This window comes from Ralstonia nicotianae (genome assembly GCF_018243235.1).
GTDB classification, from domain to species: Bacteria; Pseudomonadota; Gammaproteobacteria; order Burkholderiales; family Burkholderiaceae; genus Ralstonia; species Ralstonia nicotianae.
Genome location: NZ_CP046675.1, coordinates 248,071 through 274,644 on the forward strand (window position 1 = coordinate 248,071; position 26,574 = coordinate 274,644).

Genomic DNA, 26,574 nt, shown 5'->3' on the forward strand with positions numbered 1-26,574 from the left:
TCTTCCGCATGCCCGTACCATCCAACAGCTTCTGGGAGCAATGGCTCACCGCGCATCGTGCCAAGCCCGAGGCGTGCGTCACGTTCTCCCTCTCGCCGTCGCCGTTGCTGCAGGAATTCATCGCCGAGCTCGACCCCGCCATCCCGCTCGACTGGTCGAGCGAGGACTACCAGGGCGCGCTGGGGCTGCGTGAACTGGTTCTCGACCGCTACGGCTATCGCGGCGCGTGCGGCGTGGACGACGTGCTGATCACCGCCGGCGCGCAGGAGGCGAACTACCTGGCGCTCACCCAGCTCCTGGGCCCCGGCGATGAGTTCCTCATCGATGCCCCCGGGTGGCAGCAGCCGCTGGTCCTGGCCCGGCAGATCGGCGCGACCGCGAAGCTCGTGCCGCGCTCGGAGGCCTCGGGCTGGGCGCTCGACGTGGATCAGCTCGAAGCGCTCGTCACGCCCCGGACGAAGGCCATCTTCATCTGCAACCCGAACAATCCCACGGGGCGCGTGGAGGATGAGGCGACGCTGCGCCGGATCATCGCCGCCGCCGACCGCGTGGGGGCGTACGTTTTGTCCGACGAGGTCTATCGCGGACTCGAATGGACCGACGTGGAAACGCCGCGCGTCGCCACGATGTACGAGCGGGGCGTGAGCACGGGCAGCGTCTCGAAACTCCTGGGCCTGCAAGGGCTGCGCACCGGCTGGATGGTGACGCGCGATCGCAGGCTCATCGCCGATGCGATGGTCCTGCGGGAGAATACGAGCGAGATCATGAACGTGATGGGCGAGCGCATCTCGGAAGTCGCCCTCCAGCCCGCGCGATTCGCCGCCGCGGTCGAGCGCTCGCGCGCTACCGGCAGGGCACGCATCGATCGGCTCGACCGGTTCGTCGCCGGCCAGCCGGCCCTGCGCTGGCATCGGCCGGCCGCCGGCCTGCTCGGGCTTGCCCACCTCGATCTGCCGATGAGCGCCGACCGCTTCGCCGAGAAGCTCCTCGCGCCGCCGTACAACACGTTCGTGATGTCCGGCACCGCGTACGACTGCCCGCAGCACCTGCGCCTCGGCGCGGGCGGCGTGTCGCACACAGAGCTGGAGCTTGGGCTTGAGCGGATGGCGCAGCTGCTCGCGGCGTGTTCGTGAGCGGCGGGCGGCAAGCGGCGTGCCATGGCTGAGCCGCTGCCGCCCAAGGTCATCGGCTAATCGCCCCCGGCCGGCTCGAACCGCTCGCCCTTGAACACGCGCCGCGGGTTGCCCCGCGCCACCTGATGGTGGAGCGTGCGCCGGTGGGCGCGCTGCGCGGCGCTGGCCGCTGCGTCATGGCTCGCCAACTTGTGCGCCAGCAGCAGGACAGCCAGGCGCTTGTTGGCGTGCTGGCTGCGCTCGGTCTGCACCTTGACGCTGATGCCGGTGGCCACGTGGATGGCTCGTACTGCCGATTCTGTCTTGTTGACGTGCTGCCCGCCCGGGCCGGACGCGCGGGCCGTCTCGAACCGGATTTCGCTCGGCAGGGTGGCCGCGGGCGCGGCGCAGCGTGCCACGCCGAAGAACCAGTTCTTGCGTGCGTGGCGCGGGCGATAGGGGCTGGGGCAGGTCCACTGGATCGTGCCCTCCCACCGTTGCGCCACGGCCGCCTCGGCATCGCCCTCCAGGCTGACCAGGGCGGAGCGCAGCGTGCCGGGGTGTTCGCCGTCCTCCTGTTCGAGCACTTCGACCCGCATGCCGGCCAGCGCCGATTCGCGTTGCAGGCAAGCCAGCCCCTTGAGCACAGCCAGTTCGCATTCGGCCGGCCCTTGCGCGGAAGAGAATTGCAGCAGGATCATCGGCAGCACTCCCCGCGGGTCTTGTAGGTGAGCACCGGGCGCAGGCGCGCAAGCACCTTGACCAGGCCCGCCTGTTCCAGCGGCGCGATGACGCTATCGACCGGCTTGTAGGCCTCGGGGGCTTCTTCGTAGATCAGTTGCTTGTCTTCGCAGATCACATGGCTGCCCAGCCGGGTCCGGTTGAGCTGCGCCGGACTGAAGCGCCGCGCCAGGCGGTCCTTGCACTCGCTGCGCATCCATTTGCGGCCGGCGCCGTGCGCAAGCGAAAAGAGACTGTGCTCGCTCGGCTGCGGCACGACCACGTAGCTGAAGTCGCCGCGCGAGCCTGGGATGACCACCGGCCCGGCATCCGATGGCGTGGCGCCCTTGCGGTGCAGCCAGCCGGGTTCGCCTTCGATGGTCGCCGGCATCACCAGGTTGTGGTGCACGTCCAGCAGTGGCCGGCCCTGCGTGTGCAGGCGGTCCAGCATGCGTCGCGCGATCAGTTCGCGGTTGGCCTTGGCGAACCGCAGCGCCGTATCGTGCCGCGCCAGGTAGGCCGCGCATTCGGGGCTGCCTTGCGGCAGCCCGTCGTGTCCGTGCGTGCCCAGCTGTTCGTCCAGGATGGCCTGGCCAAGCCCGCGCGAGCCGCTGTGCACCAGCAGCAGGAGCTGCCGCGCGCGCAGCCCGAGCGCATCCGCCGCTGCATCGTCATAGACCGTGTCGATCTGCTGCAGCTCAGCGAAATGGTTGCCGCCGCCGATGGTGCCGAGCGCGGCATCGAAGCCCGTGCCGGCCGGTGCCAGCGCCGTGGCCAGTTCGCCCCAGGCATCGTCGAGCGGTCCGTCGAGATTGCCGAGCCGCTTTTCGAGCTTGTCGAGGCGGGCCTTGTTCGCATCGAGATCGGTGGCCCAGAGCGCCATGCCGCAGCCGATGTCGTTGCCGATCAGCGCGGGGTAAAGCCGGCCGACCGAGAAGAACGCGGCACCCACCGGATAGCCGCGTCCGGGGTGCAGGTCGGGCATGCCGGCCACATGGCGCATGCCGGGGAGTGTTGCCGTGGTTTGAAGTTGCTGGATCGCGTTGCCTTCGATCCAGGTGTTGTCCGAGGCGATCAGGGTGACGCCGTCGGCCAGGTGCAGGATGCAATTGCCCATGGAATGTCCATATCAGGTTCAGGAAAAACGTCTGATGTGGCAGGCCGAAGCCGGGGCAATGCGAAGGCGTTGTGTGCTACAGCGCCGGTGATTCGATCAACCCAGGCGAGGCCCGCAGAGGGGGGGAACGGTGTAACGCATGATGTCTGTCCTCCTATGCAAGTGCGGTTGATCGGTAAGCGGGGCGGATACTAGCATCGGCCGCCGTGCTGCTGCAATGATGAGGCGGTGGCGGGTGTTGGTTTGTTGAAACGCGGGGCGGGTGGTGCCGCGGTTTTGAGGGCGAGGGTGTCAGGCTGTGGCACCCGGCAACCCCACCCGCGCCGCAGCCAACGCCTCCTTCAACACCCCCATCTCGCCGATATGGTTGGCCAGCAGCAAAATCAGCTGCGCATTGAGCATGGCGCTCTGCTCGTCGGACAGGCCGCGGTGCGCATCGATCAGCGCCTCGTAGAAATCGTCGGGGCGCGGCAGGTTGGGTTGCGTGTTCAACGGCATGGCGGTCGGGGTCAGGCGGTGAGGGGCGCGCGAGTCGGCGGCGTGGCGGCAATGCGGCCGGTGGCGCGTTGCAGGGCGGCGGCCAGCTTGTCGGCATCGGCGCGGCGCCAGCGTGCGCAAACGTGCTGGTCGGGGCGGATCAGGTAGGTGGTGCCGGGGCGGGCGTCGTAGCGCTGCGCGGCCAGTCCATCGACGTCTTCCAGGGCGGTGACGCCCGGCGCGACCGGCCCGATGCCGCCGGACGGGAAGACCGCCAGCATCGGTAACGGCAATGGCAACGGCAGCGCGTCGACATGCTCGCCGGCGGCGCAGAAGCGCAGCACGACGAAGCGGTCACCCAGGCGGGACAGCAGCCAGCCGTCGCGACCTTCGCGGTCGTGCGCCGGCGCGTCGGGCGCGACCGCGCCGGGCACCAGCGGGCCGGCAAAGGGCGCGTCATCCGGCGTCAGCAGCGGGGAGCCCTCCAGCACGGTGGGCGTCGACAGCCGTCCGCTGTTGACCAGCGTGCGCGCAAAGGCGTAATGCTTGGCCAGCCGCAGCACCGCATCGCGGAAGAGGCGGCTGGCCGGGCTCTTGGGCGTGATGAAGTCGGTCGAGTGGGTGGAGTGGCGGATGTTCTCGTCGGCGGCCAGCTCGCGTTCGCTGGCGTAGGTGTCGAGCAGGGCGTCGGGCGCCTCGCCGTCGAGCACCATGCGCAGCTTCCAGGCCAGGTTCTCCGCGTCCTGCAGGCCGCTGTTGGCGCCGCGCGCGCCGAACGGCGAGACCCGGTGCGCCGCATCGCCCGCGAACAGCACGCGGCCATGACGGAAGCGGTCCATCCGCTCGCACGAGAAGGTATAGATACTGACCCATTCCAGCTCGAAGTCCACGTCGTCGCCGAGCAGCGCGCGCACGCGGGGCAGGACGCGCTCCGGCTGCTTCTCGGCCACCGGGTCGGCATCCCAGCCGAGCTGGAAGTCGATGCGCCAGACGTTGTCCGGCTGATGGTGCAACAGCACCGACTGGTTGGGATGGAAAGGCGGGTCGAACCAGAACCACCGCTCGTTGGGGAAGTCCGCCTTCATGCGCACATCGGCGATCAGGAAGCGGTCCTTGAAGGTCTGGCCGTGGGTTTCCAGGCCCATCATCCGGCGCACCGAGCTGCGCGAACCGTCGGCCGCGACCACGTAGCGGGCGCGCAGGGCATAGGCGCCGTCGGGCGTGTCGATGGTGAGCGTCACGCCATCGGCATCCTGCGCGAGTCCGGTCACCTGGTGCTTCCAGCGCAGTTCGAGGTTGGGCAGCGCCTGCGCGCGCTCGACCAGGAACCCTTCCACGTAATACTGCTGCAGGTTGATGAAGGCCGGGCGCCGATGGCCGGTTTCGGGCAGCAGGTCGAAGCGGTACAGCAGCGCGTCCTTCAGGAAGACCTTGCCGACGTTCCAGCTGACGCCCTTGCCGACCATGCGGTCGCCGCAGCCGAGGCGGTCGAAGATCTCGAGCGCGCGCTTGGAGAAGCAGATCGCGCGCGAGCCGGTGGACAGCGTGCAGTCGTCATCGACGAGGACGACCGGCACGCCCTGCTGCGCCAGATCGATGGCCGTCGCCAGGCCGACCGGCCCGGCACCGACCACCACGACCGGGCGGACGTCGGTGGCCGCGCCCGGCTGCTGCTCGGCGCACGGCGTGTAGGGAAAGACGCGGGTCTGGTAATCGGGGTTCATGTCTGGCTCGCACCGGTGCGGGGCGGGGAGGGCGGGCGCGTGGTGCCGGTTCAGCCTTGCAGCGCGGCCCACATGTCCTGGTCGCGCTGCGCGGTCCAGATGCGCGGGTGCTTGATGCCGCTGGCTTCGTCGTAGGCGCGCGTCACGTCGAAGGGCAGGCAGTGCTCGTAGATGAAGACGTGGCCGAACTTCGGGTCCATCGCCGCGCGGGTGTGGGCCATGGCGGCCTTCAGGTCCATTTTCTGCGCGACGGCTTCCTTGCCGCGCGCCAGCAGCGTCGAGACGAAGTCGCGCGTGTAGGCCAGGCCCTGGTCGACTTCCCGCGGATTGCGCAGCGCCGGGCCGCGGCCGGGCACGAGCTGCTCGGGGCCGAGCGCGCGCAGGGCATCCAGCGTGGCGGGCCATTCCTCGAGCTGGGCGTCGCCGCAATAGCAGGCGGCGTCGTACTCGACCAGATCGCCCGAGAACAGCACCTTCTGCGACGGAATCCACACCACCGTGTCGCCCTTGGTGTGCCCCGGGCCCAGGTGCAGGATCTTCACTTCCAGCTTGCCGAGGAACAGCGTCAGTTCGCGCTCGAACACCAGCGTTGGCCAGGTCAGGCCGGGCACGGTCTCGACGCCGGCGAACAGGCGCGGGAAGCGCTCGATCTCCGACTTCATGTCGGCCTCGCCGCGCTCGACGATCATCTCGTACGTGCCGCGGCTGGCGATGATGTTCTGCGCGCCCTCGGCAAAGTAGGCCGACGCGCCCAGCACCCGCACCGCGTGGTAGTGCGACAGCACGACGTGCTTGATCGGCTTGTCGGTGATGGCGCGGATGCGGGCGATCAGGTCCTGCGCCATCGCCGGCGTGGCGGTGGTGTCGACGATCAGCACCGAATCGTCGCCGATGATGACGCCCGAGTTCGGGTCGCCCTCGGCGGTGTAGGCATAGGCGTTGGGGGCGAGCTGGGTGAACGTGACTTGTTTGGCCTCGAGGTCGGCCTGCGAGGCGAAGGCTTTGGCCATGTCGTCAATCCTTGTGTAGTGGATTACGTTTGGGGGAATTTTCGGGTGGTCGTCAGGCTCGGGGAACGCGCGGTCGGGCAGACGCCATACCGGGCATCGGTGGACGCCGTCATCATAGTTCCGGTAAACCCCGGCTGCGCCTAGGGTATACGAGAGTTATGAATGGATTCATTGTTTATACAATGCGGAAAAACGAGAGGGATCAGTGGGCCGGGCCGGGCGTGCTACGCTCCCCGCACCTGCCGGCTCCCGCCATCCGCCAACCCGCGCCCCACGAGGTCATGGAGACATCCGAAGTCGAACACGACGCGCCGCCCCAGGGCGATGCCGAAGACGCCCCCGCCGGCCGCGATCGCGCCGGCATCCAGTCCATCGAGGTGGGCGCGCAGTTGCTGGTCGCGCTCACGCGGGCCTCGCACGCGATGGCGCTGGGTGACCTGGCGCGCGCGGCGGGCATGCATCCATCCAAGGCGCACCGCTATCTGGTCAGCCTGCAGCGTGTCGGCGCGGTCTCGCAAGACCCGCTGACGAGCCGCTACGAACTGGGCCCCTTCGCTCTGCGCCTGGGGCTGGCCGGCCTCAACCGCGTCGAGGCCGTCAGCCGCACCCGCCCGCTGCTCGCCAGCCTGCGCGACCGCACCGGCCACACCATCGGCCTCGCGGTCTGGAGCGAGCGCGGCCCGACCGTGGTCCATTGGGAAAAGGCCGGCGGCACGCCCGGCGTGAACCTGCGCATCGGCGATGTGGCGCCGATGCTCAATTCCGCCACGGGCCGCCTGTTCGGCGCCTATCTGCCGATCGAGCAGACGCTGCCGCTGGTGGAGCGCGAACTGCACGCGCGCACCAACGATGACTTGCCGGGCCTGCCGCGCTCCCTGACCGATTACTACCGGCTGTGCGAAGCGATTCGCGCCGAGGGCGCATCGTGGGTGTCGGGCAGCCTGCTGCCCGGCGTGAGCGCGCTGTCGCTGCCGGTGTTCGGCGCGCGCGGCGAGCTGGCGCTGGTGCTGATCGCGCTGAACCTGCAGCCGCTGTTCGATGCCGGGCGCGGCGGCGAGCTGGAGACGACGCTGCGCGCGTTCGTCGATCAGTTGTCCGCGATGCTGCGCTCGCCGGTGCCGGCAGCGGCCAGGGCCGGCGGCCGGCGCAGCCGCTGAGGGGCGTTCCCCGATGGCATCCGGCGCGCACGGGTGCCATGCGGGAACGGCCCCCCGGGGTTGCCACCCGGCCCACTCTGTCGTAAAAAGCTGACCCTCCCGTCATTCGCGGTGCCCGCTTGCGCATCCGGCGCAGCCCCCGCGACGAGGAAAAGGAGACCCATGGATTTGTCGATTGCCGCCATCCTGGCCCAGGACGGCGTGACGTCGGGCGCGATCTACGCGCTGCTGGCGCTGGCGCTCGTGCTGGTGTTTTCCGTCACGCGCGTGATCTTCATCCCGCAGGGCGAGTTCGTGGCCTACGGCGCGCTCACGCTGGCGGCCATCCAGACCAACCGGGCACCGCTGTCGGCCAGCCTGCTGCTGGCGCTGGGCGTGCTGACCTTCGTGGCGGAGCTGGGCCGCACGCTGCTGCAGCCCGAGCTGCGCCGGCATGCGCTACGCACCGGTGCCATCTACGCGGCCAAATACCTGCTGTTTCCGCTGGCGGTGTTTGCCGCAACCAGCGCGCTGGCCCCGATGACGCTGCCGCAGCCGGTGCAGGTGGCGCTGGCGCTGCTGATCGTCATCCCGATGGGGCCGATGATCTACCGCCTCGCCTACGAGCCGCTGGCCGAAGCGAGCACGCTGGTGCTGCTGATCGTCTCCGTCGGCGTGCACTTCGCCATGGTGGGGCTGGGCCTGGTGATGTTCGGCGCGGAGGGCTCGCGCACCGAAGCGTTTTCCGATGCGCGCTTCGACGTGGGCGCGCTCACGGTGTCAGGGCAGAGCCTGTGGGTGGTGATGGTGTCGGCGCTGATGATCGTCGCGCTGTATTTCTATTTTGGCCGCACGATCTCGGGCAAGGCGCTGCGCGCGACGGCGGTCAACCGGCTGGGCGCGCGGCTGGTCGGTATCGGCACCACGCAGGCGGGGCGGCTGGCCTTCACGCTGGCGGCGGCGCTGGGCGCGCTGTGCGGCGTCCTGATCGCGCCGCTCACCACGGTCTACTACGAGTCGGGCTTCCTGATCGGCCTGAAGGGGTTCGTCGGGGCCATCGTCGGCGGGCTGGTGAGCTACCCGGTGGCGGCGGCCGGCGCGCTGCTGGTGGGGCTGCTGGAGTCGTATGCCTCGTTCTGGGCATCGGCGTTCAAGGAGGTGATCGTGTTCACGCTGATCCTTCCGGTGCTGCTGTGGCGATCGCTCACCACCCGGCACGTCGAAGAGGAGGAATAAGCCGATGACCACGCTGACCAACGCCTCCGGGAACGCCGCACCGCGCGGCTGGCTGTCGCGCAACCGCCTGCTGACGGCGGCTTTCGTGATCGGGCTGGCGCTGCTGCCGGTGCTGCCCACGCCCGAGTTCTGGATCACGCTGCTCAACTACATCGGGCTGTATAGCCTGGTGGCGCTCGGCCTGGTGCTGCTGACCGGCGTGGGCGGGCTCACATCGTTCGGGCAGGCGGCGTTCGTCGGGCTGGGCGCCTACAGCACGGCGTACCTGAGCACGCAATACGGCCTGTCCCCGTGGATCGGCCTGCTGGCGGGGCTGGCGATCACGGCGGCGTCCGCCTACGTGATCGGCCTGATCACGATGCGCATGTCGGGCCACTACCTGCCGCTGGCGACGATCGCCTGGGGGCTGTCGCTGTTCTTCCTGTTCGGCAACCTGGCGTTCCTGGGCAAGTACGACGGGCTGAACGGCATCCCGGTGCTGAACCTGCTGGGCAAGCCGCTGCAGACCGGGCGCGAGATGTTCTACCTGATCTGGGCCGTGGTGGTGGTGGCCGTGCTGGCGGTGCAGAACCTGCTGAATTCGCGTCCGGGCCGCGCCATCCGCGCGCTCAAGGGCGGCGGCACCATGGCCGAGGCGATGGGCGTGAACACGGCGTGGATGAAGGTGGTGATCTTCGTGGCGGCCGCCATTCTGGCGTGCATTTCAGGCTTCCTGTACGCGCACCTGCAGCGCGCGGTGAACCCGACGCCGTTCGGCCTGAACTACGGCATCGAATACCTGTTCATGGCCGTGGTGGGCGGGGTGGGGCACGTGTGGGGCGCGGTGCTCGGCGCCGGCCTGCTGACCATCCTGAAGGATAGCCTGCAGAACCTGCTGCCCAAGCTGCTCGGCTCCACCGGCAACTTCGAGATCATCGTGTTCGGCGTGCTGCTGGTGCTGCTGCTGCAGTACGCGCGCGACGGCGTGTGGCCGTTTCTCCGCCGGCTGTTTCCGTCCGCGCCGGCCGCCCGCGCGCCGGCCGACGCGCCCGCGCTCAGGCAACGCGAGAAGCCGCGGGCCGGCGAACTCGTCCTCGACGTGCGCGCCGTGCGCAAGGAATTCGGCGGGCTGGTGGCCGTCAACGACGTCAGCTTCCAGGTCAGGGCCGGCGAGATCATCGGCCTGATCGGCCCCAACGGCGCGGGCAAGTCGACCACGTTCAACCTGGTCACCGGCGTGCTGCCGGTCACGCGCGGCGAGGTGCTGTATCGCGGCGAGCGCATCAGCGGCAAGCCTTCGCGCGAGATCGTCCGGCGCGGCATCGGCCGGACCTTCCAGCACGTGCAGCTGCTGCCGGGCATGACCGTGCTGGAGAACGTCGCGCTGGGCGCGCACCTGCGCGGCGATTTCGCGGCGCAGGGCGGCGTGCTGGCCAGCGTGGCGCGCATGAACCGGCACGAAGAGCAGAAGCTGCTGTTCGAGGCGCGCTGCCAGCTCGAGCGCGTGGGCCTGGCCGATTGCATGTACCAGGAGGCGGGCAGCCTGGCGCTGGGCCAGCAGCGCATCCTGGAGATCGCGCGCGCGCTGTGCTGCGATCCTGCGCTGCTGCTGCTCGACGAGCCCGCCGCCGGCCTGCGCTACAAGGAGAAGCAGGCGCTGGCCGCGCTGCTGGCCAGGCTCAGGGCCGAGGGCATGAGCGTGCTGCTGGTCGAGCACGACATGGATTTCGTCATGAACCTCACCGACCGGCTGGTGGTGATGGAGTTCGGCACCAGGATCGCCGAGGGCGTGCCGCAGGACGTGCAGCGGGATCCGGCGGTGCTGGAAGCGTACCTGGGCGGCGTGGAATAAGGAGAGTGGGCATGTCGATCATCCTCGAAGTCACGGACCTGCACGTCCGCTATGGCAAGGTGGAGGCGCTGCACGGCGCCAGCCTGAAGGTGGGCGCCGGCCAGATCGTCACCGTGATCGGGCCGAACGGCGCGGGCAAGTCGACCATGCTGGGCGCCATCATGGGCGCGCTGCCGATCTCGGGGTCGGCCAACGGCGTGGTGTCCTACCTCGGCCACAACCTGGCCGGCCTGCCGGTGGAAAAGCGCGTGGCGCGCGGCATGTGCCTGGTGCCCGAGAAGCGCGAACTGTTTGCCACCATGAGCGTGGAAGACAACCTCGTGCTCGGCGCCTACCGCCGCAAGCGCGCCGGCGAGCGCAACTACCTGGACCAGATGGACGTGGTCTACCCGCTCTTTCCGCGCCTGAAGGAACGGCGCCGGCAGGAGGCCGGCACGCTCTCCGGCGGCGAGCGCCAGATGCTGGCGGTGGGCCGCGCGCTGATGGCCAAGCCGCAGCTGCTGATGCTCGACGAGCCCAGCCTCGGCCTCGCGCCGCTGATCGTCAAGGAGATCTTCCACATCATCAGCAACCTGCGCAGCACCGGCGTGGCGACGCTGCTGATCGAGCAGAACGCGCGCGCGGCGCTGCAGGTGGCGGACTACGGCTACGTGCTGGAGACCGGCGACATGACGCTCGAAGGGCCGGCGCGCGAGCTGGCCGTCAACCCGCGCGTGATCGAGACTTACCTGGGGCTGGCAAAGAAGGCGGCGTAGGGCGGCCGCTCAGCGGCATCGCGCAGCCGCCGGCCGGGGATGGCTCGCCGGTGCCGTCGGCACGCGAGCCGGGACGACACGGCCGCGCGGCGGCTCACTCGTCATCGTCGTCGTCATCGTGGCGGCCGTGGCGGTGGTGCTTCCACCACTCGCGCTCGCGCCAGCGCTGTTCGCGCCATTGCTGCTCTCGCCAGGCGCGGGCCTGCCAGTCGTCGTAGTAATAGCCGGGGGCCGGCGCGACGATGACCGGCTGCGGCTCGACGATCACGGGCGGCGGCGCATACACAGGGGCGGGGGCCACATAGACCGGCCCCGGAAGACCGATGCCGATCCCCACGTCAACGCGGGCCAGGGCGGATTGAGACGGCAGCACGGCGGCGGCGGCCAGCGCGCACAGCGCAAATAGCTTCTGCATGATGAGACTCCTCGACTGCGATTGCACTCTAGCGGAGTGGTGCTGGCGCGGTCTTACAGAAGGTATACGGGCGTAACGAGATGTAACGGCGGGGCGTCGGTATCCGGCCGTTCCGTGGGCAGCATCGGCTTCATCGCGGTCCGTGTCTTGCGCTTGGATGACGCGCCGCGCCGCAGATGAGGTTTTTTGTACTCCGGGAGCGGGGGCATCGCCTATGCTCGTTGCCGGCTCCGGACCGAGGCGGAGCGGGCGCGTGATTGCCGTTCCGGCCCGGTTCGCCGGGCATCGGCTGCCGTTGCCGCCGCCGGTGGCCGCACCGCCGGCGCCGATTGCGAAGCAGGCTGATGGTTCCCGCATCTTGCTGAGTGCAGCATGGTAGCGATCGGATTCCGATTGCCTAGACTGCAAACCTCCGTTCACCCGTCCCCCCCAATCCTGGCTTTATGAAACTCGCCGATCTGTCCACCCCGTCGTTCCTCGAGAATCCCTATCCCCTGTACGAGACGCTTCGCTCGCAGGGCCCCTTCGTGCGCATCGGGCCGAATGCGCTGATGACGGGGCACTACAGCATCGTCGACGCCCTGCTGCACAACCGGCAGATGGGCAAGAGCTACATGGAGAGCATCCGCCTGCGATACGGCGACGAAGGCCCCAACATGCCGCTGTTCCAGGGGTTCAGCCGGATGTTCCTGATGCTCAATCCGCCCATGCACACGCGCCTGCGCGGCCTGATGATGCAGGTGTTCAACGCGCGGCAGATCGAATCGATGCGCGAGGTCGCCACGGCCACCGCGCATCAGTTGATCGACGACTTCGAGCAGAAGCCGTCGGCCGATCTCGTCGCGGAATTCGCCTTCCCCCTTCCCGTGCGGATCATCTGCCAGATGATGGACCTCGATATCGACGATGCCATGGCGCTGGGCGTGGGGGTGAGCAAGCTCGCCAAGGTGTTCGATCCGGCGCCGATGAGCGCCGATGCGCTGGTGGAGACGAGCGCCGCCTACGAAGACCTCGCGCAATACTTCACGAAGGTGATCGAGGCCCGCCGCGCGCAGCCCGGCACCGACCTGATTTCGATGCTGATGCGCGCCGAGGAAAACGGCGAGACGCTGACGCACGATGAAATCGTGTCCAACGTGATCCTGCTGTTCATCGCCGGCCACGAGACCACGTCCAACATGATCGGCAATGCGCTGATCGCGTTGCATCGCAATCCGCAGCAGCTCGACCTGCTCAAGCGCGAGCCGTCGCGGATGCCGAACGCGGTGCTGGAATGCCTGCGTTACGACGGGTCGGTGCAGGTCACGATCCGCGCGGCGATGGAGGACGTCGAAGTCGAAGGCGAGGTGCTGCCGCGCGGTACGACGGTGTTCCTGATGCTCGGTGCCGCCAATCGCGATCCGGCCCAGTTCACCGATCCGGACCAGCTCGATATCGGCCGGCAGCAGGGGCGTCTGCAGACGTTCGGCGCGGGCATCCATCATTGCCTCGGGTATCGGCTCGCGCTGATCGAGCTCGAATCCGCGCTGGGCGCGCTGTTCGAGCGCCTGCCGAATCTGCGCCTCACCAATCTCGACCAGCTGAGCTGGAACCAGCGGGGCAACCTGCGGGGCGTCAACGCGCTGATGGCGGCCTGGTAACGCCAGGGCTGCCGCTTTGCGGCGAGGCGATCCGGCCTTGGCGCCTAGGGCTTGGTCGTCTGGCCCGGATCGAGCGGTGCGGCTGCGCGCCGGCGCTGCGTGCGGCTTGCCAGCACCAGTGCGATGCCGCCCAGGATGGCGGCGGACGCGGTGGCCAGGCGCGGCGTCAGCAGCTCGCCCAGGAACAGCACCGCACCGAACGCGGCGACCGGCGGCACCGACAGCTGCACGGCCGCCGCACGGATCGCCGATAGCCCCTTGAGGGCCGCATACCAGATCACGTAGCCGATGCCCGAGGTGACCGCGCCCGAGGCGAGCGCCAGCGCGATGCCGGCCGGGCTGGCGTGGGCGCGGCTGTGCAGCAGCGCGCTCAAGGCCAGCGCCATGGGCGCCGCGCGCAGGAAATTGCCGGCAGTGGCTGCCAGCGGATTGGCCTGTCCGCGGCCGCGCAGCGAATACACGCCCCAGGCCACGCCGGCGACGGCCATCAGCGCCGCGCCCAGCGGCGTCGGCGCCGTGACGCCGGGCGAGACCAGATACACCAGCCCACCCAGCGCCAGCACAAAGCCCAGCCAGCCGAGCGGCTCGAACCGTTCGCCCGCGCGCAGGCCCGCGCCCAGCATGGTGAGCTGCACCGCGCCGAACAGGATCAGCGCACCCGTGCCCGCGCTGAGGGTGAGATACGCGAACGAGAAGAACGCGACATAGACGAACAGCATGGCCGCGGCGGGCCAGTCCGCCCGCGCCGGCGGCGTGCCGCCCGAGCCGGCCCGCGCGATAACGGCAAGCGTGACGGCGCCCGAGACCAGCCGGATGCTGGAAAAGCTCGCCGCATCGATGCTCGCGTGCTGCAGCGCCAGCCGGCACAGCAGCGAGTTGGAGGCGAACGCCACCATGGTGATGCTGGTGAGCAGCACCGTGCGCAGGGCGAGCCGTCCGTCGCTGGCCGAATCCATGCCGGCCTCACGCGATGGGGCCCACGCCCCAGACATGCGCCGCGGCCAGCAGCACCGCCCCGGCCAGCAGCGCCACGCCAAGCGGCGCGGACAGCCGCCGTCCCCATGACACGTTTTTCTCGATGGCCATCAGGGCGGCGAGCGCCAGCATCCAGCCGAGGCTGCCGGCGCCCACGACGAACATCAGCAGCATCAGGGCCCAGCAGCACCCGACGCAGAACAGCCCGTGGCGCAGGCCCAGCGCGAACGCCTGCCGCTCCCGGGCGCGGCCGCGCCAGTGGCTGATGACGAAGCTCAGCGGCGTGCGGCACTGGTCGAGGCAGCGATGCTTCAGCGTGCTGAACTGGAACGCGCCGGCCCCGGCGAGCGTGGCGGCCCCGATCAGCCAGCCGTGCCAGCTGAGCATCGGCACCCGCGCGACCCAGGCTAGAAGCAGCGCGTGCAGGCCGTGCGCGAGCAGGCCGAAGGCGCTCCATGCGGCCACGTAGCCGGCGCCCAGCAGGAGCAGCAGGCGCACGCGATCCGCTCGCCCCGCGACCACGCGGTCGAAGGCCTGGAACAGCGGCAGCGTGGTCGGCAGCATCATCGCCAGGGTCATCAGCGTCCATGCCAGCGCATAGAGCGCCGCCGGCACGACCAGCGAACCGCCCGGGACCGCACTGCACAGCCAGGCCGCCGGTCCCGATGCCGTCCAGTCGCCATGGTCGAGATAGCGTCCGTAGGGGCTGCGCGTCCACAGCCACAGCGTGGCCCAGGCGAGCGTCACCAGCCCGCCCAGCACGGGCAGGAAGACGCGCTGATGACGTGAGGCGGCGGGCATGATCGTCGCGGCGCCGGGCACGCTGGCGGCCGGGGCCGCGCGCGCTGTGGCGGTCAGGCTTCGAACCGGAAGGTGCTCTGCAGGGCGTTGTGGTTCTTGAGGTTGACGTCGATGCCGATCGTCGCGTTCTTCGAGCGGTAGACCGGCGCCTTGCCGACGAACACCGGCGCGCCGGGCACCGTCGAGAACACGGTGTCGGACAGCGTGGTCTGCGCGCCGCTCGGGCCGACGTAGGGTTCGAGTTCCGCGTGGTAGTCGGTGCCGATCTTGAGCGTGCCCTTCGCGCCGACGATGTCGAACGTGATCGGCGCGCGCTCGACCGACACGACCTTGCCGATCAGCTTCACCAGATCGGCGATCGGTCCGCCGGCCTCGCCGGTGTAGACCTTGAGCAGCGCTTTTTCCTGCGCGTCGGAGGCGGTGTCGTTGATGTAGATCGCGGCGGTCCAGTTGCCTTCCAGGATGTTGCCGGGGACGTGCGCGACGGCGGCGATCGTGGTGCCGGCCACATCGACATCGTCGATCGTGCCCTGGTCCATGTGCCAGGCGACGATCGTGTCGCAGGTGCCGAAATCGGGGTCTTCGCCGATCCAGCACGGACACAGGACACGGCAGTTGCAGACCTCGAGCAGCCGGCCTTCAAGTTGATAGCTCATTGTTTCCTCCACGGGCGCAGTTGACGAACGACGGGCGTTGCGCGCCATGCGGAGAGATGCCGGCCTGGAGCAAAGCAGTGGCCAGCATCGGGGCTTCGCCCGGATGGAGGTACGGAAGGAGCGGACAGCCGGCCGTATCGACGACAAGCGGACGTAGCAGCCCCGCAACCTGACAGCGGCGCGCCATGTCCCCATTCTAGGAAGCGGCTCCTGGTAAGCAAGGACACCGCGCCGGGCGCCGCATCCCTGTCGAGGCGGGCTTGGGCGGCATTGTTTCACGGGTGTTACGGCATCGTTGCGTGCGGTGTTCAATGCCGCGTTCAGGCGTGCATCAACTTCGCGCGAATGCTGTCCGCTCCATCAGTTGGGCATCGTCGCCATAGACGGCGTGCAACGCTTGCTGTTGCGCAGCATCGGCGCTTGCGGGCCGATAGCCGAGCCGGCGCCAGAATGCATCCGCGCCCTGCACCGCCACTAGGCGCGAGCGGCGCAGGCCCTGCGCCCGCGCCGCCGCGCCGGCCGCGGCATGGAGCCGCTCGCCGAGCCGCTGCCCGCGTCCGGCCGGCGCGATCGCCATGTCGTGCACGAACCAGACGCGGTCGGCGTGCGTGGCTTCGGCCGGCGGCAGCGGCACGTGCAGCTTCGGCGGCGCCCATGCGTGCCATGCATGTGAGAGCAGGTAACCGACCACCTGAGTGCCATGCAGGGCGACGAGGCACAGTGCCGGGCTGCGCGCCCAGCGGCTGGCGAGCGCTTCGGTCGGTTCCAGCAGCGCGTTGCCGTAGCAGGCCTGCTGCACGGCCAGCACACCGGGCAGGTCGGCATCGGTGACGGGGCGGATCGTGACGTCGGACATGGGGCGGGGGCGTCGGGAATGCCGCCGAGTCTACCCGAGGCACGCAGGCATCATGCCGTTTGCGCATAACGTGGGCGGGCCTGGCCACCGGCAACGGTACGCAAGTATCCTGTCGGCTCGTTGGCGGGGCGGTCCCGCCGAGTCCCGAATCCTTCTTCCAGCATGTCCCGAATCGTCTTCCTGAACGGCCAATACGTGCCGGCCGCCGAGGCCACCGTCTCCATCATGGACCGCGGCTTCACCTTTGCCGATGGCATCTACGAAGTGACCGCCGTGGCACGCGGCAAGCTGGTCGACAACGACGCCCACCTCGCGCGCCTGACGCGCTCGCTGTCCGAGATCGGCATCGACAACCCGTACACCGATGCCGAATGGACGCGCGTGTGCGAGGAGCTGATCGCGCGCAACGGCCTGGAAGAGGGCGTGGTGTACATGCAGGTCACGCGCGGCGCGGCCGAGCGCGACTTCGGCATCCCCGCGCAGATCGCGCCCACGGCGGTGGCGTTCACGCAGGTCAAGTCCATCGTCGACAGCCCGCTGGCGCGCAAGGGCGCGGCGGTGGTGACGGTGCCCGATCTGCGCTGGAAGCGCTGCGACATCAAGAGCGTCGGGCTGTTGCCGCAGGTCATGGCCAAGCAGGTGGCCGCCCGCGCCGGCGCCAGCGAAGCCTGGATGACCGACGGCGACCGCGTGACCGAGGGCGCCTCGTCCACCGCCTTCATCATCACCACCGACAAGCGCCTGATCACGCGTCCGCTGTCGAATGCGGTGCTGCCCGGCATCACGCGTGTCTCGGTGATGGCGCTGGCACGCGAGCACGGCCTGGTGCTGGAGGAGCGCACCTTCACCGTGCAGGAAGCGCAGCAGGCGGCCGAGGCGTTCTTCACCAGCGCTTCCACCTTCGTGATGCCCGTCATCTCCATCGATGGCGTACCGGTGGGCGACGGCCAGCCGGGCCCGCTCACGCGCGCACTGCGCACGCTGTACCTGCGCTTTGCCGGCGTGGAGACCGCCGAGCCCGCAGAGCAGCTCTGACGCCACGGCGTGCGTTCAGCCGGTAGAATCGCCGGGCTGATGGGTACAAGGCGAGTCCGTTCCATGAAGACAGGAGGCTGGCGCCGGCAAGGCGCCATCGCGGCGGCCGTGCTGGCGGCCGCGCAGTGGGTATCGGTGCCGGCGTTCGCCCAGGCGTCGTCGACACGTGAGGGGATGCAGGCGGCGGCGAGCGCACCCGCGCCCGAGCCGGGCGGCACGGATGTCCGCTGGCGCCGCTTCGTCGGTGTGAACGGCGTGGAGTCGTATCTCGATCGCCAGTCGGTCAAGCCGCCGGCCGGGGCGGACGCCGAGGCCCCCACCGTGTCGTTCCGGCTGCTGCGCAATGTGCTGCCGGATTTCACCATCAAGACCGCCGATGGCCAGCCGATCCGCTCGTCGGTCAAGCAGGTGGTGCTGGATTGCGCGCACCGCTCCTACACGGTGATCGCGCAGACGCTTTACCGTGCCCGCAACGCCACCGGCAAGCCCCTCTACCAGATCCATTACGGCAACGATGCGCAAAGCCGCGTCCTGCGCGAGGGCAGCGTGTTCGACTGGATCGCCGGCCGCTTCTGCGCGCCGCCCCGCTGACGGCGCCATGGCGCTGTCACGCCGGCGCTTCCGCCTCTTCGCGGCCGCGGGCGTAGGGCTGCCGCTCCTGTTCGAGATCGGGGTACTGGCGCGAGGCGAAGTCGGCCGCCGCCTCGTAAGACCCGAACTGACGCGATTCCGCGGCGACGCCGTTGTCGACCAGGATCGCATACCACTTGCCGTACAGCGGTCCGTAGACCACGATCTTGCTTTTCATCGTGCTGTCCCTGTGCGTTCTTTTTTTGGTTTGTGAGGACCGGGGCAGCGCGCGTGACGCCATCCGGCCCGATGCGTCCGGCCTGGGCCAGGTCATGGTGGCCGGCGGGTGATGATTGCAGCGGACCGCATGCACGTCAACGTTTGCGTAGGGTGCGGATTTCCTGCTTGGGCATTGGGGTTTCCGGCTGGATCGGCGGTTCGATGTAATCCTCGAGTCATATGGGAGCCGCCCGCCCGAGCGCGTCAGGCCGCGGTCCCGCGCAATACCGCAGGTCCAGGCGAAACCGGGGCATGACAGCCGGCCCGTCGCCGGACGCCACGGCATCGGCAAAACGGTGGATGCAGTTCGTTGCCCGCCTGGGCCGGTGCGGCGGTAGCCGGTGGCCGCCATCCCTTCGTGCCGCCATCCGCGCGGCGCTCACACATGCACTGTCCGCACAACGGCGAGGCTCGTGCGGCGCTCGCGCATCGGCGCGCCCACCAGCGGGCTGACCGGCCGCCGATTCGATGGCGGCGTCGGATGCGCCATGGTCTCCTGCCGTGGGTGCCGGCCTGCAACGGCCGGGTCGGGGTATACACGGCTCCTTCACAAATCCAAGGATTTTTCCTGACAGTTCCCTTAGAATGCGAACGAGAATTGTTCCTATTCCCATTAATTTGAGCGCTTACATGCGCTTCAGCCAGGGTTCGCTTCAGGGAAATGCCAGAAAAAGAACGAGGAGGAGACGGCGCCACCGCGCGCCGTGCGATGCGGGTCGCATGGCGCATCGCGGGAGGGCTCGCTTGCGCGGCCATGGTCAGCGCATGCGGCGGGGGCGGGGACAGCGGTGGTTCCGGCAGCACCGCGGCGGCGGCGGCGGCCCTGTCGCCGATGGCGCAGGTCGGCAAGGCGATCTTCTTCGACCCGGCGCTGTCGGCCTCGGGCAAGCAATCGTGCGCGTCGTGCCATGATCCGGCGCGCGCCTTCACCGACCCGAACAACCTGGCCGTGTCGATCGGCGGGCCGAATGCCGACCTGCCCGGGCTGCGCAACGCGCCGTCGCTGAACTACGCTTCGTTCACCCCGAACTTCCAGGTCGACGGCACCGGCACGGCCTCCGGCGGCTTCTTCCGCGACGGCCGCTCGCCGTCGTTGATGGACCAGGCGCAGCAGCCGTTCACCAACGCATTCGAGATGGCCAATGGCTCGGCGGACGACGTCCTCAAGTCGCTGCTGACGCGGCCGTACCTCGATCAGCTCACGGCCGTGTTCACCAAGGCGGGCATCCAGGACAGCGCAACGGCGATGCAGAGCATCGGTCGCGCACTGGCCGCCTACCAGGCCGAAGACCCGGGCTTCCACACCTTCGACAGCAAGTACGACACGTACCTGGCCGGCAAGGCCACGCTTACGGATTCGGAGATGCGCGGCCTGCTGCTGTTCAACAACCCGACCAAGGGCAACTGCAACGCGTGCCATGTCTCGTCGCGCACCGGCGGCACGCCCGCGCTGTTTACCGACTTCACGTACGACAACGTCGGCATTCCGCGCAACTGGAGCCTCGCCGCCAACCAAGAAGGCACCACGCTGCCCTACGTGCCGAAGAACGGCCTGGCGCTCGGCGCCCCCAACTACAGCTACTACGACCTCGGCCTCTGCGGCCCGCTGCGCACCGACTTCCGCGTGGGCGGCGCGACGTGCGGCCAGTTCAAGGTGCCGACGCTGCGCAACATCGCGCGCACGCCGCCGTATTTCCACAACGGCGTGTTCCAGACGCTGGACCAGGTGGTGGCCTGGTACGTCACGCGCGATACCGACCCGGGGCGCTGGTACGTCAAGGCCGACGGCACACCCGACGTGCCGTACAACGACCTGCCGGTCGCCTTCGACGCCAACGTGAACGTGCTGGAAGTGCCGTACAACCCGGCCGCCGCCCCGTCGATGACGAGCCAGGAGATCAGCGACGTGGTGCATTTCCTGTGCGCGCTGACCGACGGGTTCGACCCGGCCAATCCGTCCGCCTACAACGTGCCGGCGCAGTGCCAGTCGTCGACGGCCGACAGCGTGGCGGCCGCGCGCATCCAATCCGTCCCGGCGGCCGGAGCCACGGCCGCCAAGGCGAGCCCATCCAGATAATCCGATCACACCAGGGAGCCACACAATGAAGCGAACCGCCTTGTCGGCCGCGGCCGTCATCGCCCTCATGGGGGCCGGCGCGGCCGAGGCCGCCACCACCCAGCAGCTCGAGCAGAAGCTCGACGCGATGGCCGCGCAGATCGAAGCGCTCAGGGCCGAACTGAAGGACGTGCGCGCGCAGAACGCCGCCCTGGCCTCGCAGCAGCAGACGCAGGCCAAGACCCAGGCGCAGCAGGGCGCCGACCTGCAGAACGTGCAGCAGACCGCGCAGCTGGCGCAGGCCAGGCCCTCGCCGCTGGACAACCTCACGCTGTGGGGCTACGGCGAGGCCAACTACAGCCGCCCGACCCGTAACACCGACGACACCAAGATGGACCTGGCGCGCGCCGTGTTCGGCATCGGCTACCGATTCAACGACAAGACCCGCTTCAACTCCGAGTTCGAGATCGAGCATGCGATCGCCTCGTCGTCCGATGCGGGCGAGTTCGAGGTCGAGCAGTTCTACATCGAGCACAAGCTGACCGACAAGGTGGGCCTGAACGCGGGTCTGTTCCTGATTCCGGCGGGCTTCATCAACCGCAACCACGAGCCGACCAACTACTACGGCGTGCATCGCAACTTTGTCGAGACGCTGATCATTCCGAGCACCTGGCGCGAAGGCGGCCTGTCGCTGTACGGCGATACCGATTTCGGCCTGAACTGGAACGTGGGCCTGACCACCGGCCTGGATCTGGCCAAGTGGAACTTCAACCCGGAGAACCCGCTGTTCAGCTCTGCACTGGAAATGCAGAACAACGGCAGCGCCCCGATGCAGACGTCGCACCAGGAGCTGGGGCTGGCCAACGCCAGGAACCTGTCGCAGTACGTGGCGCTCAACTACACGGGCATCCCCGGCGTGACGCTGGGCGGCTCGGTCTTCACCGGCAAGAGCAGCCGCGCGAGCACCGAGGCGCCGCTGCCCGATCAGCGCGCCACCCTGTACGAAGCGCACGCCCGCTGGACGCCGGGCAAGTGGGATCTGTCCGCCCTGTATGCGTACGGCACGTTCAGCAATACCGCTACGGTCAACCTGCAGAACCCGGGCGCGGCCAACCCGATGCCGGCGGCGTTCTACGGCTGGTTCCTGCAGGCCGCCTACAACGTGTGGCAGAAGGGCGATTACCGCCTGGCGCCGTTCGTCCGCTATGAGCGCTACAACATGGGCTCGAAGTACGAGGGCCTGGCGCCGGGCTTCACGTCGCCCGCCGGCTGGCCGTCGCTGTCCGACACGGTCTACACCATCGGCGCAAACTTCTACCTGAATCCGAACGTGGTGTTCAAGATCGACTACCAGCGCTTCACGCAGAACCGCGATTTCTCGCGCGTCGATCTGGGCCTGGGTGTGTCGTTCTAATTCTCAGCCGAGTCGAGTGGAGGGAGGTGCCATGCGTTACCAGCCGGTTCCCGTCGTCCTGGTCTGCGCCGCTGCCGTCGGCGCGCCGGGCGTGGTCGTGACCCGGGCGTATGCGGCGGACTACATGACCGTTGCCGATGCCCAGAAGACGATCTTTCCTGATGCCGCAGCGTTCGAGCCGGTGGCGCTCGCGCTGTCCGCCGATCAGCTCAAGCAGCTGGCCGACCGCGCCGGCGGCCCGCCGCGTGCCGGCGCGTGGCGTGTCTGGCGGGCAGTGCAGGGCGGCAAGCCGCTGGGCTATGTCGTGACCGATGCGGTGATCGGCAAGTTCGAGCTGATCAACTACGCGGTCGGCCTGAGCCCGGCCGGCGAGATCGTCGACGTGGAAATCCTCGCGTACCGCGAGAGCCACGGCTACGAGGTGCGCAACAAGCCGTGGCGCGCGCAGTTCACCGGCAAATCGGCCCGGTCGGCGCTGCGTGTCGGCGAGGACATCAACAACATCAGCGGTGCCACGCTGTCGTGCACGCACTTGACGGATGGCATCCGGCGCATCGCCGTGCTGGCGCAGCTGGCGCTGGTGAAGGGCTAGTCCCCAGGGCGACCTGCCGCCGGGCCGCTCGCCGATTGGGCCGGCGCGGCGTCGGGCTGCCCGGTCATGCGGGTCTTCGCAGCCGTGGATGGCGCTTCGTCCTCGCGTGCCGGCGAGGCTGCGGGATGCACGTAGATTGCGTGCATCGTTCGCCTGCCGGTTCCGAAGAGCGCACCCGCGGGCCATGCCATGTTCCCGATGCTGCTTTGACCGCCCCATGCTTCGCTCCTTCTCCACCGGCACATTGTTTCGGCTGCCGGATGACGTCTCGCCTGCCCATCCTGTCGCGACCGCGCAGGTGCCGGCATCGGCATTTGACTCGCCGACACGGACGCCACCTCGGCGCGCCGCCTCATTGGATGATCTGCGCAGTTACGCCACGGCCAGGCCGGCATCGCGGCGTGCCGTGGTCATCCGCGCCAGTTCCGAGTGCATGGCCGCCGACCGGGTGAGGACGATTGATCCGGTGCGCGTCGATCTGGCCAGCGCGCTGCGCCAGGTGGACCTGACGCCGGGCCTGGCCCGTCCGCGCCCGGGCACCGGCAACCTGGATGCCAGGCGCCGCGAGGTGCTCGAATGCATGCGCGCATGCGCCGGCGAAGCCTACACGGCGGATCTCGGGAAGGTCTCCGATGTCGGCCAGTTGCGGTTTGCCGCGGAGATGTCCTCGCCCACCCTCAAATGCTGGGAGAGCGCGTCGCGTCATGACGTGCAGGCGGTCGTGGTGGCGTTCTCGGGAACCCGCATGGAAGAGGCGGACGATCTGCTGTGCGATCTCAAGAGCCAGATGGCGCACCCGCACATCAATCCGCTCGACCGCCGGCTGCCCCAACTGGGCCACGTGGGTGCGGGCTGGCAGGAGCGCTGGCAGGCCGAGGCGCTTGCGCGGCGCGGCGACGGCCAGCACATGGCGGAGATCCTGGCCGGCTACGCGGCCGCGGCACGGGAACGGCGGCAACCGCTGTCGGTGTCCGTGGTGGGCCACAGCCTGGGCGCGGTCGTGGCGACGCTGGCGAGCTTCGATATTGCCAATTTCCTCGGTACGAGCGGCGCGCACGGCAAGGTCAGCACCTACGCCTTCAACCCGCCGCGCCTGGGGCTCAAAGGTGTCGAAGACACCTACCGCCGCGCCCTGGCAAGCCTGGCCGGGCCCCAGGAAGGCGCACTGCGCTTCACGCTGCGCCAGTTCACGCGCAACATGGACCCGATCCAGTCTGTGCCGCTCTTCATGCAGCACCCGGACTGGGCCGACGGCACGCATCGCGGCCGGGGCGGCACCTATGCTGCCGAAGCGCGTGGCGGCGTCCGCATCGTTACGTACAACGACGAGGCGGCCAGCCGGGTCAATCTCTCGCTCAATCACGAGCTGTCGCTGTGGAAGACGGCCATTGCGTCCGGCATGAGCGATGCGGCGCTGCACAGCCTGTTCGACGGCCGCCCGAAACCCGGGCCGGGTGCCGAGGCGCTGCGCATGTCCCGTCGACGCTTCTTCCTGTCGCTGGTTGACGGTGCGCCGGGGCAGTGCGCGTCCGGGGCAGGCGGGCCGCCGAGGCGTTCCGGCGCGTGAGTCGCAGGTGGCAGGCCAACGGGTGCGATCCGGTTGCTTGGAGCTCCGGCCCGCGCAGAGCGACCGCGTATACTCGCCGGTTCAACCGCCCGACCCCTCTCCGCACCCCGCCATGTCCGCACCGTCCCGCTTCGCCCATCATCTGCGCGACAGCGCTTTTCGCCTGACGCGGCGGCGCCGCTGGACGGTCTACGGCGTGTTCGGCGTGCTGCTGCTGACGGGGCTGGCCTGGCTGGTCCAGCATTTCTTTACCGATGACGGCGGCGAGGGCGGGGCGGTGCTGGCCTGGAGCATGAAGCTGCATGGTGCCGCGGCCATGGCCAGCCTCTACCTGTTCGGGATGCTGTGGGGCCCGCATATCCGCAACGCCTGGGTGCGGCGGCGCAACCGCGCGGCGGGCGCGGTGTTCGGCGGGCTGACGGTGCTGCTGGTGGTGACGGGCTACGCGCTGTACTACGTCAATGGCGAGTTGCCGCGCCAGTGTGCGGAGGTGCTGCACTGGGTGGCGGGGCTGGCGGTGTGCATCGCCCTGTGGGTGCATATCGCGATCGGCCGCAGACGGCGCAAGGCTGCGTCGGCGTTCCAGATGTAGTGGCGGCGCGGTCGTCCTCAATCCCCAATCCGCCTCGCGCAGCAGCAAGTGGTGCGCGCGCGGCGAACGCGGCAGCGTTCGGCATCGTGCTGGCGGTGGGGTGGGGCCGGAGCGCTTCAGCCCGCGGCCGGTGACCGGCTGACGGCACGACCGGGCGGCGGACCAAGAAAAAAGCCCGCCAGGAGGCGGGCCGGAAGGGTTGACAGCAGGAAAGACCGATCGATTGAACTGCTGGGCCGGCAGTACGTGGTCCGGATTCCCCAATCGGACCACCCCGGCCCCCGGCTACGATCACGGCCGGAAGGCTTGCCTGGCACCCGACCATCCCCGTCTGTGTCGATGACTGCCGTGCACATGCGGAAAATAACAACGCCAAGCAATGGATGCACTGTATGGTCTGCATGCTTTCGTCTAACTTTCGAGCGGCAATGGCATGCATAGGTAATTACCCGCCCCCGGGTCACACCTGGGGCACCCCGCCGATGTAGGCGGTGCCTGCCACGACAGCGAGCGATCGCGCATGGGCAGGACGGCGCGTTCCCATGACCGTAGTCCAACGGGTGTCACGCACCCGGTCGCGTCCCGATTCGCTGCGCGCAGCCGAGGGGAACCCGTGCCGGGACGGCTGCAACGTCTTCTATGGCCGCGCGGGCGACACGGCGCTCCCGGACGTGTCACGCAGGTGACCTTGCAGCGCTGCCTCGACTCCCGCGAGCCCCCGCACGCGCCGGTGGCCGGGTGCGACGGTGAACGGTCCGGCATCGCGCATTTCCCCCTTCCATCGCAGCGCCGCCGGGCCTGGGCCGATCCCATCATCGTGCCGAGACCTGACAAAGGGTACGGTGTCATCAAGAATAGCCAGCAGGGGCTCGAGGCTTGAGCCGGACAACGGTGGTACAGCAAAAGGAGCTGAAGATGCTGCATGTATCGATGGTCGGTTGCGGGGCGATCGGGCAGGGCGTGCTGGAGCTGCTCAAGAGCGACCCCGATCTCTGCTTCGACACCGTGATCGTGCCCGAGCACGGCATGGACAGGGCGCGGGCCGCCATTGCGCCGTTCGCGCCGCGGACGCGGGTGATGACCCGCTTGCCTGCCCAGGCGGATCGCCCCGATCTGCTGGTCGAGTGCGCCGGCCATGACGCGCTGCGGGAGCATGTCGTGCCGGCCCTTGAGCAGGGCATCGACTGCCTGGTCGTGTCGGTGGGCGCGCTGTCCGAGCCCGGCCTGGCCGAACGGCTGGAGGCGGCGGCGCGTCGCGGCCATGCGCAGATGCAGCTGCTGTCGGGCGCCATCGGCGCCATCGATGCGCTGGCGGCGGCGCGCGTGGGCGGTCTGGATGCCGTGGTCTACACGGGCCGCAAGCCGCCCCGGGCATGGAAGGGCACGCCGGCCGAGCGGCAGTTCGAGCTCGATGCGCTGGACCGGACGACCGTGATCTTCGAGGGCAAGGCCAGCGATGCGGCGCTGCTGTTCCCCAAGAACGCCAACGTGGCGGCCACGCTGGCGCTGGCCGGACTCGGCATGGAGCGCACCCACGTCAGGCTGCTGGCCGACCCGACCATCGACGAGAACATCCACCACGTGGAAGCGCGCGGCGCGTTCGGCGGCTTCGAGCTGATCATGCGCGGCAAGCCGCTGGCGGCCAATCCCAAGACATCGGCGCTGACGGTGTTCAGCGTGGTGCGCGCGCTGGGCAACCGCGCGCATGCCGTTTCCATCTGAGCCGGGCGGCGTGCCATGCGTCTTGCGGATGGCGGCATCGCGGGTGCGTGAGGCTGGCGCCCGTGGTGTCCACTTCGGCCCGCTTCGTCAGTAGTCGTAGGCATGCTCCACGGTCCAGCCCTGCCGTGGAGCGGTCCGCAGCAAGGCCGACAGCCGCGCCGCCGGCATCAGCATCGCGACGCGCTGCTGGCCCGGTGGGGCGGTCATGGTCGGCGCCTGAGCGGCTTCCAGTCTCCCCGATCGCGCGGGAAGTGACGCCCAGAATTCCTCCAGGCATCAGCTCCGG

At 69.1% G+C, this 26,574-nt stretch carries 25 protein-coding genes; 14 read left to right on the forward strand and 11 right to left on the reverse strand.

The window, feature by feature from the left end; all coding sequences use genetic code 11:
- Nucleotides 1-8: 8 nt before the first annotated feature.
- Nucleotides 9-1,133 (forward strand): aminotransferase class I/II-fold pyridoxal phosphate-dependent enzyme, encoded by a 1,125-nt coding sequence (locus GO999_RS17575; protein ID WP_011003996.1) that lies wholly within the window; start codon nucleotides 9-11, stop codon nucleotides 1,131-1,133.
- A gap of 56 nt (nucleotides 1,134-1,189) precedes the next feature.
- Here GO999_RS17575 and prfH read toward each other — a convergent pair whose 3' ends face one another.
- The 5 genes from prfH to GO999_RS17600 all read right to left on the reverse strand — a co-directional run bounded on the left by prfH (nucleotide 1,190) and on the right by GO999_RS17600 (nucleotide 6,160).
- Nucleotides 1,190-1,813, reverse strand: a complete 624-nt coding sequence (prfH, locus tag GO999_RS17580; RefSeq protein ID WP_019719408.1) for a peptide chain release factor H — start codon at nucleotides 1,811-1,813, stop codon at nucleotides 1,190-1,192.
- Complete coding sequence (locus GO999_RS17585; RefSeq protein WP_016724866.1) at nucleotides 1,810-2,949, reverse strand: RNA ligase RtcB family protein; 1,140 nt, start codon at nucleotides 2,947-2,949, stop codon at nucleotides 1,810-1,812. Before GO999_RS17585 ends, prfH begins: the two co-directional genes overlap by 4 nt.
- A gap of 291 nt (nucleotides 2,950-3,240) precedes the next feature.
- Nucleotides 3,241-3,447 carry a DUF2783 domain-containing protein gene (locus GO999_RS17590; protein WP_020830216.1) on the reverse strand — a complete coding sequence of 69 codons (207 nt, stop codon included), beginning with the start codon at nucleotides 3,445-3,447 and terminating at the stop codon, nucleotides 3,241-3,243.
- An 11-nt stretch (nucleotides 3,448-3,458) separates the two neighbouring features.
- Nucleotides 3,459-5,150, reverse strand: coding sequence for an FAD-dependent oxidoreductase (locus GO999_RS17595; protein WP_211907042.1), 1,692 nt, complete (start codon nucleotides 5,148-5,150; stop codon nucleotides 3,459-3,461).
- Between the two features lie 50 nt (nucleotides 5,151-5,200).
- Entirely contained in the window at nucleotides 5,201-6,160 is a 960-nt protein-coding gene (locus tag GO999_RS17600; protein WP_011004001.1) for an MBL fold metallo-hydrolase, read from the reverse strand.
- Between the two features lie 281 nt (nucleotides 6,161-6,441).
- Between GO999_RS17600 and GO999_RS17605 the strand changes: the two genes are divergently transcribed.
- From GO999_RS17605 to GO999_RS17620, 4 genes are all read left to right on the forward strand, one after another.
- Nucleotides 6,442-7,317, forward strand: coding sequence for an IclR family transcriptional regulator (locus GO999_RS17605; protein WP_023470192.1), 876 nt, complete (start codon nucleotides 6,442-6,444; stop codon nucleotides 7,315-7,317).
- A 162-nt stretch (nucleotides 7,318-7,479) separates the two neighbouring features.
- The gene (locus GO999_RS17610; protein ID WP_019719411.1) at nucleotides 7,480-8,532 is read left to right on the forward strand and encodes a branched-chain amino acid ABC transporter permease; all 1,053 of its coding nucleotides are present in this window, start codon (nucleotides 7,480-7,482) and stop codon (nucleotides 8,530-8,532) included.
- Nucleotides 8,533-8,536: 4 nt separating this feature from the next.
- Nucleotides 8,537-10,363, forward strand: a complete 1,827-nt coding sequence (locus GO999_RS17615) for a branched-chain amino acid ABC transporter ATP-binding protein/permease (RefSeq protein WP_071012026.1) — start codon at nucleotides 8,537-8,539, stop codon at nucleotides 10,361-10,363.
- 11 nt (nucleotides 10,364-10,374) lie between these two features.
- On the forward strand, nucleotides 10,375-11,118 hold the full coding sequence (locus GO999_RS17620) for an ABC transporter ATP-binding protein (RefSeq protein WP_020830211.1): 744 nt from the start codon (nucleotides 10,375-10,377) through the stop codon (nucleotides 11,116-11,118).
- A 94-nt stretch (nucleotides 11,119-11,212) separates the two neighbouring features.
- Here the strand turns inward: GO999_RS17620 and GO999_RS17625 are convergent, their stop codons facing one another.
- Complete coding sequence (locus tag GO999_RS17625; RefSeq protein ID WP_011004006.1) at nucleotides 11,213-11,533, reverse strand: hypothetical protein; 321 nt, start codon at nucleotides 11,531-11,533, stop codon at nucleotides 11,213-11,215.
- A gap of 443 nt (nucleotides 11,534-11,976) precedes the next feature.
- On the opposite strand from GO999_RS17625, the gene GO999_RS17630 reads away from it, so the two are divergent.
- A complete protein-coding gene (locus GO999_RS17630) occupies nucleotides 11,977-13,173 on the forward strand; it encodes a cytochrome P450 (protein WP_071012021.1) in 1,197 nt (398 codons plus the stop codon).
- A 44-nt stretch (nucleotides 13,174-13,217) separates the two neighbouring features.
- Here GO999_RS17630 and GO999_RS17635 read toward each other — a convergent pair whose 3' ends face one another.
- From GO999_RS17635 to GO999_RS17650, 4 genes are all read right to left on the reverse strand, one after another.
- Nucleotides 13,218-14,129, reverse strand: a complete 912-nt coding sequence (locus GO999_RS17635) for a DMT family transporter (RefSeq protein WP_211907043.1) — start codon at nucleotides 14,127-14,129, stop codon at nucleotides 13,218-13,220.
- Between the two features lie 7 nt (nucleotides 14,130-14,136).
- A complete protein-coding gene (locus GO999_RS17640) occupies nucleotides 14,137-14,949 on the reverse strand; it encodes a DUF2182 domain-containing protein (RefSeq protein WP_211907044.1) in 813 nt (270 codons plus the stop codon).
- A 53-nt stretch (nucleotides 14,950-15,002) separates the two neighbouring features.
- Nucleotides 15,003-15,605: a DUF1326 domain-containing protein gene (locus GO999_RS17645; protein WP_011004010.1), complete on the reverse strand. Its 603-nt coding sequence runs from the start codon at nucleotides 15,603-15,605 to the stop codon at nucleotides 15,003-15,005.
- A gap of 331 nt (nucleotides 15,606-15,936) precedes the next feature.
- Entirely contained in the window at nucleotides 15,937-16,461 is a 525-nt protein-coding gene (locus GO999_RS17650) for a GNAT family N-acetyltransferase (RefSeq protein ID WP_211907045.1), read from the reverse strand.
- Between the two features lie 162 nt (nucleotides 16,462-16,623).
- Here GO999_RS17650 and GO999_RS17655 point away from each other — a divergent pair, with 162 nt between their 5' ends.
- Nucleotides 16,624-17,496 (forward strand): D-amino-acid transaminase, encoded by an 873-nt coding sequence (locus GO999_RS17655; protein WP_028854250.1) that lies wholly within the window; start codon nucleotides 16,624-16,626, stop codon nucleotides 17,494-17,496.
- A gap of 63 nt (nucleotides 17,497-17,559) precedes the next feature.
- Nucleotides 17,560-18,087 (forward strand): surface-adhesin E family protein, encoded by a 528-nt coding sequence (locus tag GO999_RS17660; RefSeq protein ID WP_211907046.1) that lies wholly within the window; start codon nucleotides 17,560-17,562, stop codon nucleotides 18,085-18,087.
- A gap of 16 nt (nucleotides 18,088-18,103) precedes the next feature.
- Here GO999_RS17660 and GO999_RS17665 read toward each other — a convergent pair whose 3' ends face one another.
- Nucleotides 18,104-18,304, reverse strand: a complete 201-nt coding sequence (locus GO999_RS17665) for a hypothetical protein (RefSeq protein WP_011004014.1) — start codon at nucleotides 18,302-18,304, stop codon at nucleotides 18,104-18,106.
- A gap of 750 nt (nucleotides 18,305-19,054) precedes the next feature.
- On the opposite strand from GO999_RS17665, the gene GO999_RS17670 reads away from it, so the two are divergent.
- From GO999_RS17670 to GO999_RS17695, 6 genes are all read left to right on the forward strand, one after another.
- Nucleotides 19,055-20,422: a cytochrome-c peroxidase gene (locus tag GO999_RS17670; protein WP_172833530.1), complete on the forward strand. Its 1,368-nt coding sequence runs from the start codon at nucleotides 19,055-19,057 to the stop codon at nucleotides 20,420-20,422.
- Nucleotides 20,423-20,447: 25 nt separating this feature from the next.
- Nucleotides 20,448-21,815, forward strand: a complete 1,368-nt coding sequence (locus GO999_RS17675; protein WP_016726984.1) for a putative porin — start codon at nucleotides 20,448-20,450, stop codon at nucleotides 21,813-21,815.
- Nucleotides 21,816-21,846: 31 nt separating this feature from the next.
- The gene (locus GO999_RS17680; RefSeq protein WP_016724853.1) at nucleotides 21,847-22,407 is read left to right on the forward strand and encodes an FMN-binding protein; all 561 of its coding nucleotides are present in this window, start codon (nucleotides 21,847-21,849) and stop codon (nucleotides 22,405-22,407) included.
- 217 nt (nucleotides 22,408-22,624) lie between these two features.
- Nucleotides 22,625-23,974 (forward strand): XopAP family type III secretion system effector, encoded by a 1,350-nt coding sequence (xopAP, locus tag GO999_RS17685; RefSeq protein ID WP_023470062.1) that lies wholly within the window; start codon nucleotides 22,625-22,627, stop codon nucleotides 23,972-23,974.
- Between the two features lie 112 nt (nucleotides 23,975-24,086).
- Nucleotides 24,087-24,566: a hypothetical protein gene (locus GO999_RS17690; RefSeq protein WP_016724851.1), complete on the forward strand. Its 480-nt coding sequence runs from the start codon at nucleotides 24,087-24,089 to the stop codon at nucleotides 24,564-24,566.
- A 915-nt stretch (nucleotides 24,567-25,481) separates the two neighbouring features.
- The gene (locus tag GO999_RS17695) at nucleotides 25,482-26,288 is read left to right on the forward strand and encodes an aspartate dehydrogenase (protein ID WP_058908042.1); all 807 of its coding nucleotides are present in this window, start codon (nucleotides 25,482-25,484) and stop codon (nucleotides 26,286-26,288) included.
- The last annotated feature ends 286 nt before the right edge of the window (nucleotides 26,289-26,574 follow it).

Coding starts and splice junctions, on each gene's coding strand:
- GO999_RS17665 (WP_011004014.1), bottom strand. CDS start 18,304: ATGAAAAGCAAGATCGTGGTCTACGGACCGCTGTACGGCAAGTGGTAT.
- GO999_RS17660 (WP_211907046.1), top strand. CDS start 17,560: ATGAAGACAGGAGGCTGGCGCCGGCAAGGCGCCATCGCGGCGGCCGTG.
- GO999_RS17575 (WP_011003996.1), top strand. CDS start 9: ATGCCCGTACCATCCAACAGCTTCTGGGAGCAATGGCTCACCGCGCAT.
- GO999_RS17690 (WP_016724851.1), top strand. CDS start 24,087: ATGTCCGCACCGTCCCGCTTCGCCCATCATCTGCGCGACAGCGCTTTT.
- GO999_RS17640 (WP_211907044.1), bottom strand. CDS start 14,949: ATGCCCGCCGCCTCACGTCATCAGCGCGTCTTCCTGCCCGTGCTGGGC.
- GO999_RS17610 (WP_019719411.1), top strand. CDS start 7,480: ATGGATTTGTCGATTGCCGCCATCCTGGCCCAGGACGGCGTGACGTCG.
- GO999_RS17680 (WP_016724853.1), top strand. CDS start 21,847: ATGCGTTACCAGCCGGTTCCCGTCGTCCTGGTCTGCGCCGCTGCCGTC.
- GO999_RS17590 (WP_020830216.1), bottom strand. CDS start 3,447: ATGCCGTTGAACACGCAACCCAACCTGCCGCGCCCCGACGATTTCTAC.
- GO999_RS17625 (WP_011004006.1), bottom strand. CDS start 11,533: ATGCAGAAGCTATTTGCGCTGTGCGCGCTGGCCGCCGCCGCCGTGCTG.
- GO999_RS17635 (WP_211907043.1), bottom strand. CDS start 14,129: ATGGATTCGGCCAGCGACGGACGGCTCGCCCTGCGCACGGTGCTGCTC.
- GO999_RS17620 (WP_020830211.1), top strand. CDS start 10,375: ATGTCGATCATCCTCGAAGTCACGGACCTGCACGTCCGCTATGGCAAG.
- GO999_RS17670 (WP_172833530.1), top strand. CDS start 19,055: ATGCGGGTCGCATGGCGCATCGCGGGAGGGCTCGCTTGCGCGGCCATG.
- GO999_RS17655 (WP_028854250.1), top strand. CDS start 16,624: ATGTCCCGAATCGTCTTCCTGAACGGCCAATACGTGCCGGCCGCCGAG.
- prfH (WP_019719408.1), bottom strand. CDS start 1,813: ATGATCCTGCTGCAATTCTCTTCCGCGCAAGGGCCGGCCGAATGCGAA.
- GO999_RS17595 (WP_211907042.1), bottom strand. CDS start 5,150: ATGAACCCCGATTACCAGACCCGCGTCTTTCCCTACACGCCGTGCGCC.
- GO999_RS17650 (WP_211907045.1), bottom strand. CDS start 16,461: ATGTCCGACGTCACGATCCGCCCCGTCACCGATGCCGACCTGCCCGGT.
- GO999_RS17645 (WP_011004010.1), bottom strand. CDS start 15,605: ATGAGCTATCAACTTGAAGGCCGGCTGCTCGAGGTCTGCAACTGCCGT.
- GO999_RS17615 (WP_071012026.1), top strand. CDS start 8,537: ATGACCACGCTGACCAACGCCTCCGGGAACGCCGCACCGCGCGGCTGG.
- GO999_RS17585 (WP_016724866.1), bottom strand. CDS start 2,949: ATGGGCAATTGCATCCTGCACCTGGCCGACGGCGTCACCCTGATCGCC.
- GO999_RS17600 (WP_011004001.1), bottom strand. CDS start 6,160: ATGGCCAAAGCCTTCGCCTCGCAGGCCGACCTCGAGGCCAAACAAGTC.
- GO999_RS17605 (WP_023470192.1), top strand. CDS start 6,442: ATGGAGACATCCGAAGTCGAACACGACGCGCCGCCCCAGGGCGATGCC.
- GO999_RS17695 (WP_058908042.1), top strand. CDS start 25,482: ATGCTGCATGTATCGATGGTCGGTTGCGGGGCGATCGGGCAGGGCGTG.
- GO999_RS17630 (WP_071012021.1), top strand. CDS start 11,977: ATGAAACTCGCCGATCTGTCCACCCCGTCGTTCCTCGAGAATCCCTAT.
- xopAP (WP_023470062.1), top strand. CDS start 22,625: ATGCTTCGCTCCTTCTCCACCGGCACATTGTTTCGGCTGCCGGATGAC.
- GO999_RS17675 (WP_016726984.1), top strand. CDS start 20,448: ATGAAGCGAACCGCCTTGTCGGCCGCGGCCGTCATCGCCCTCATGGGG.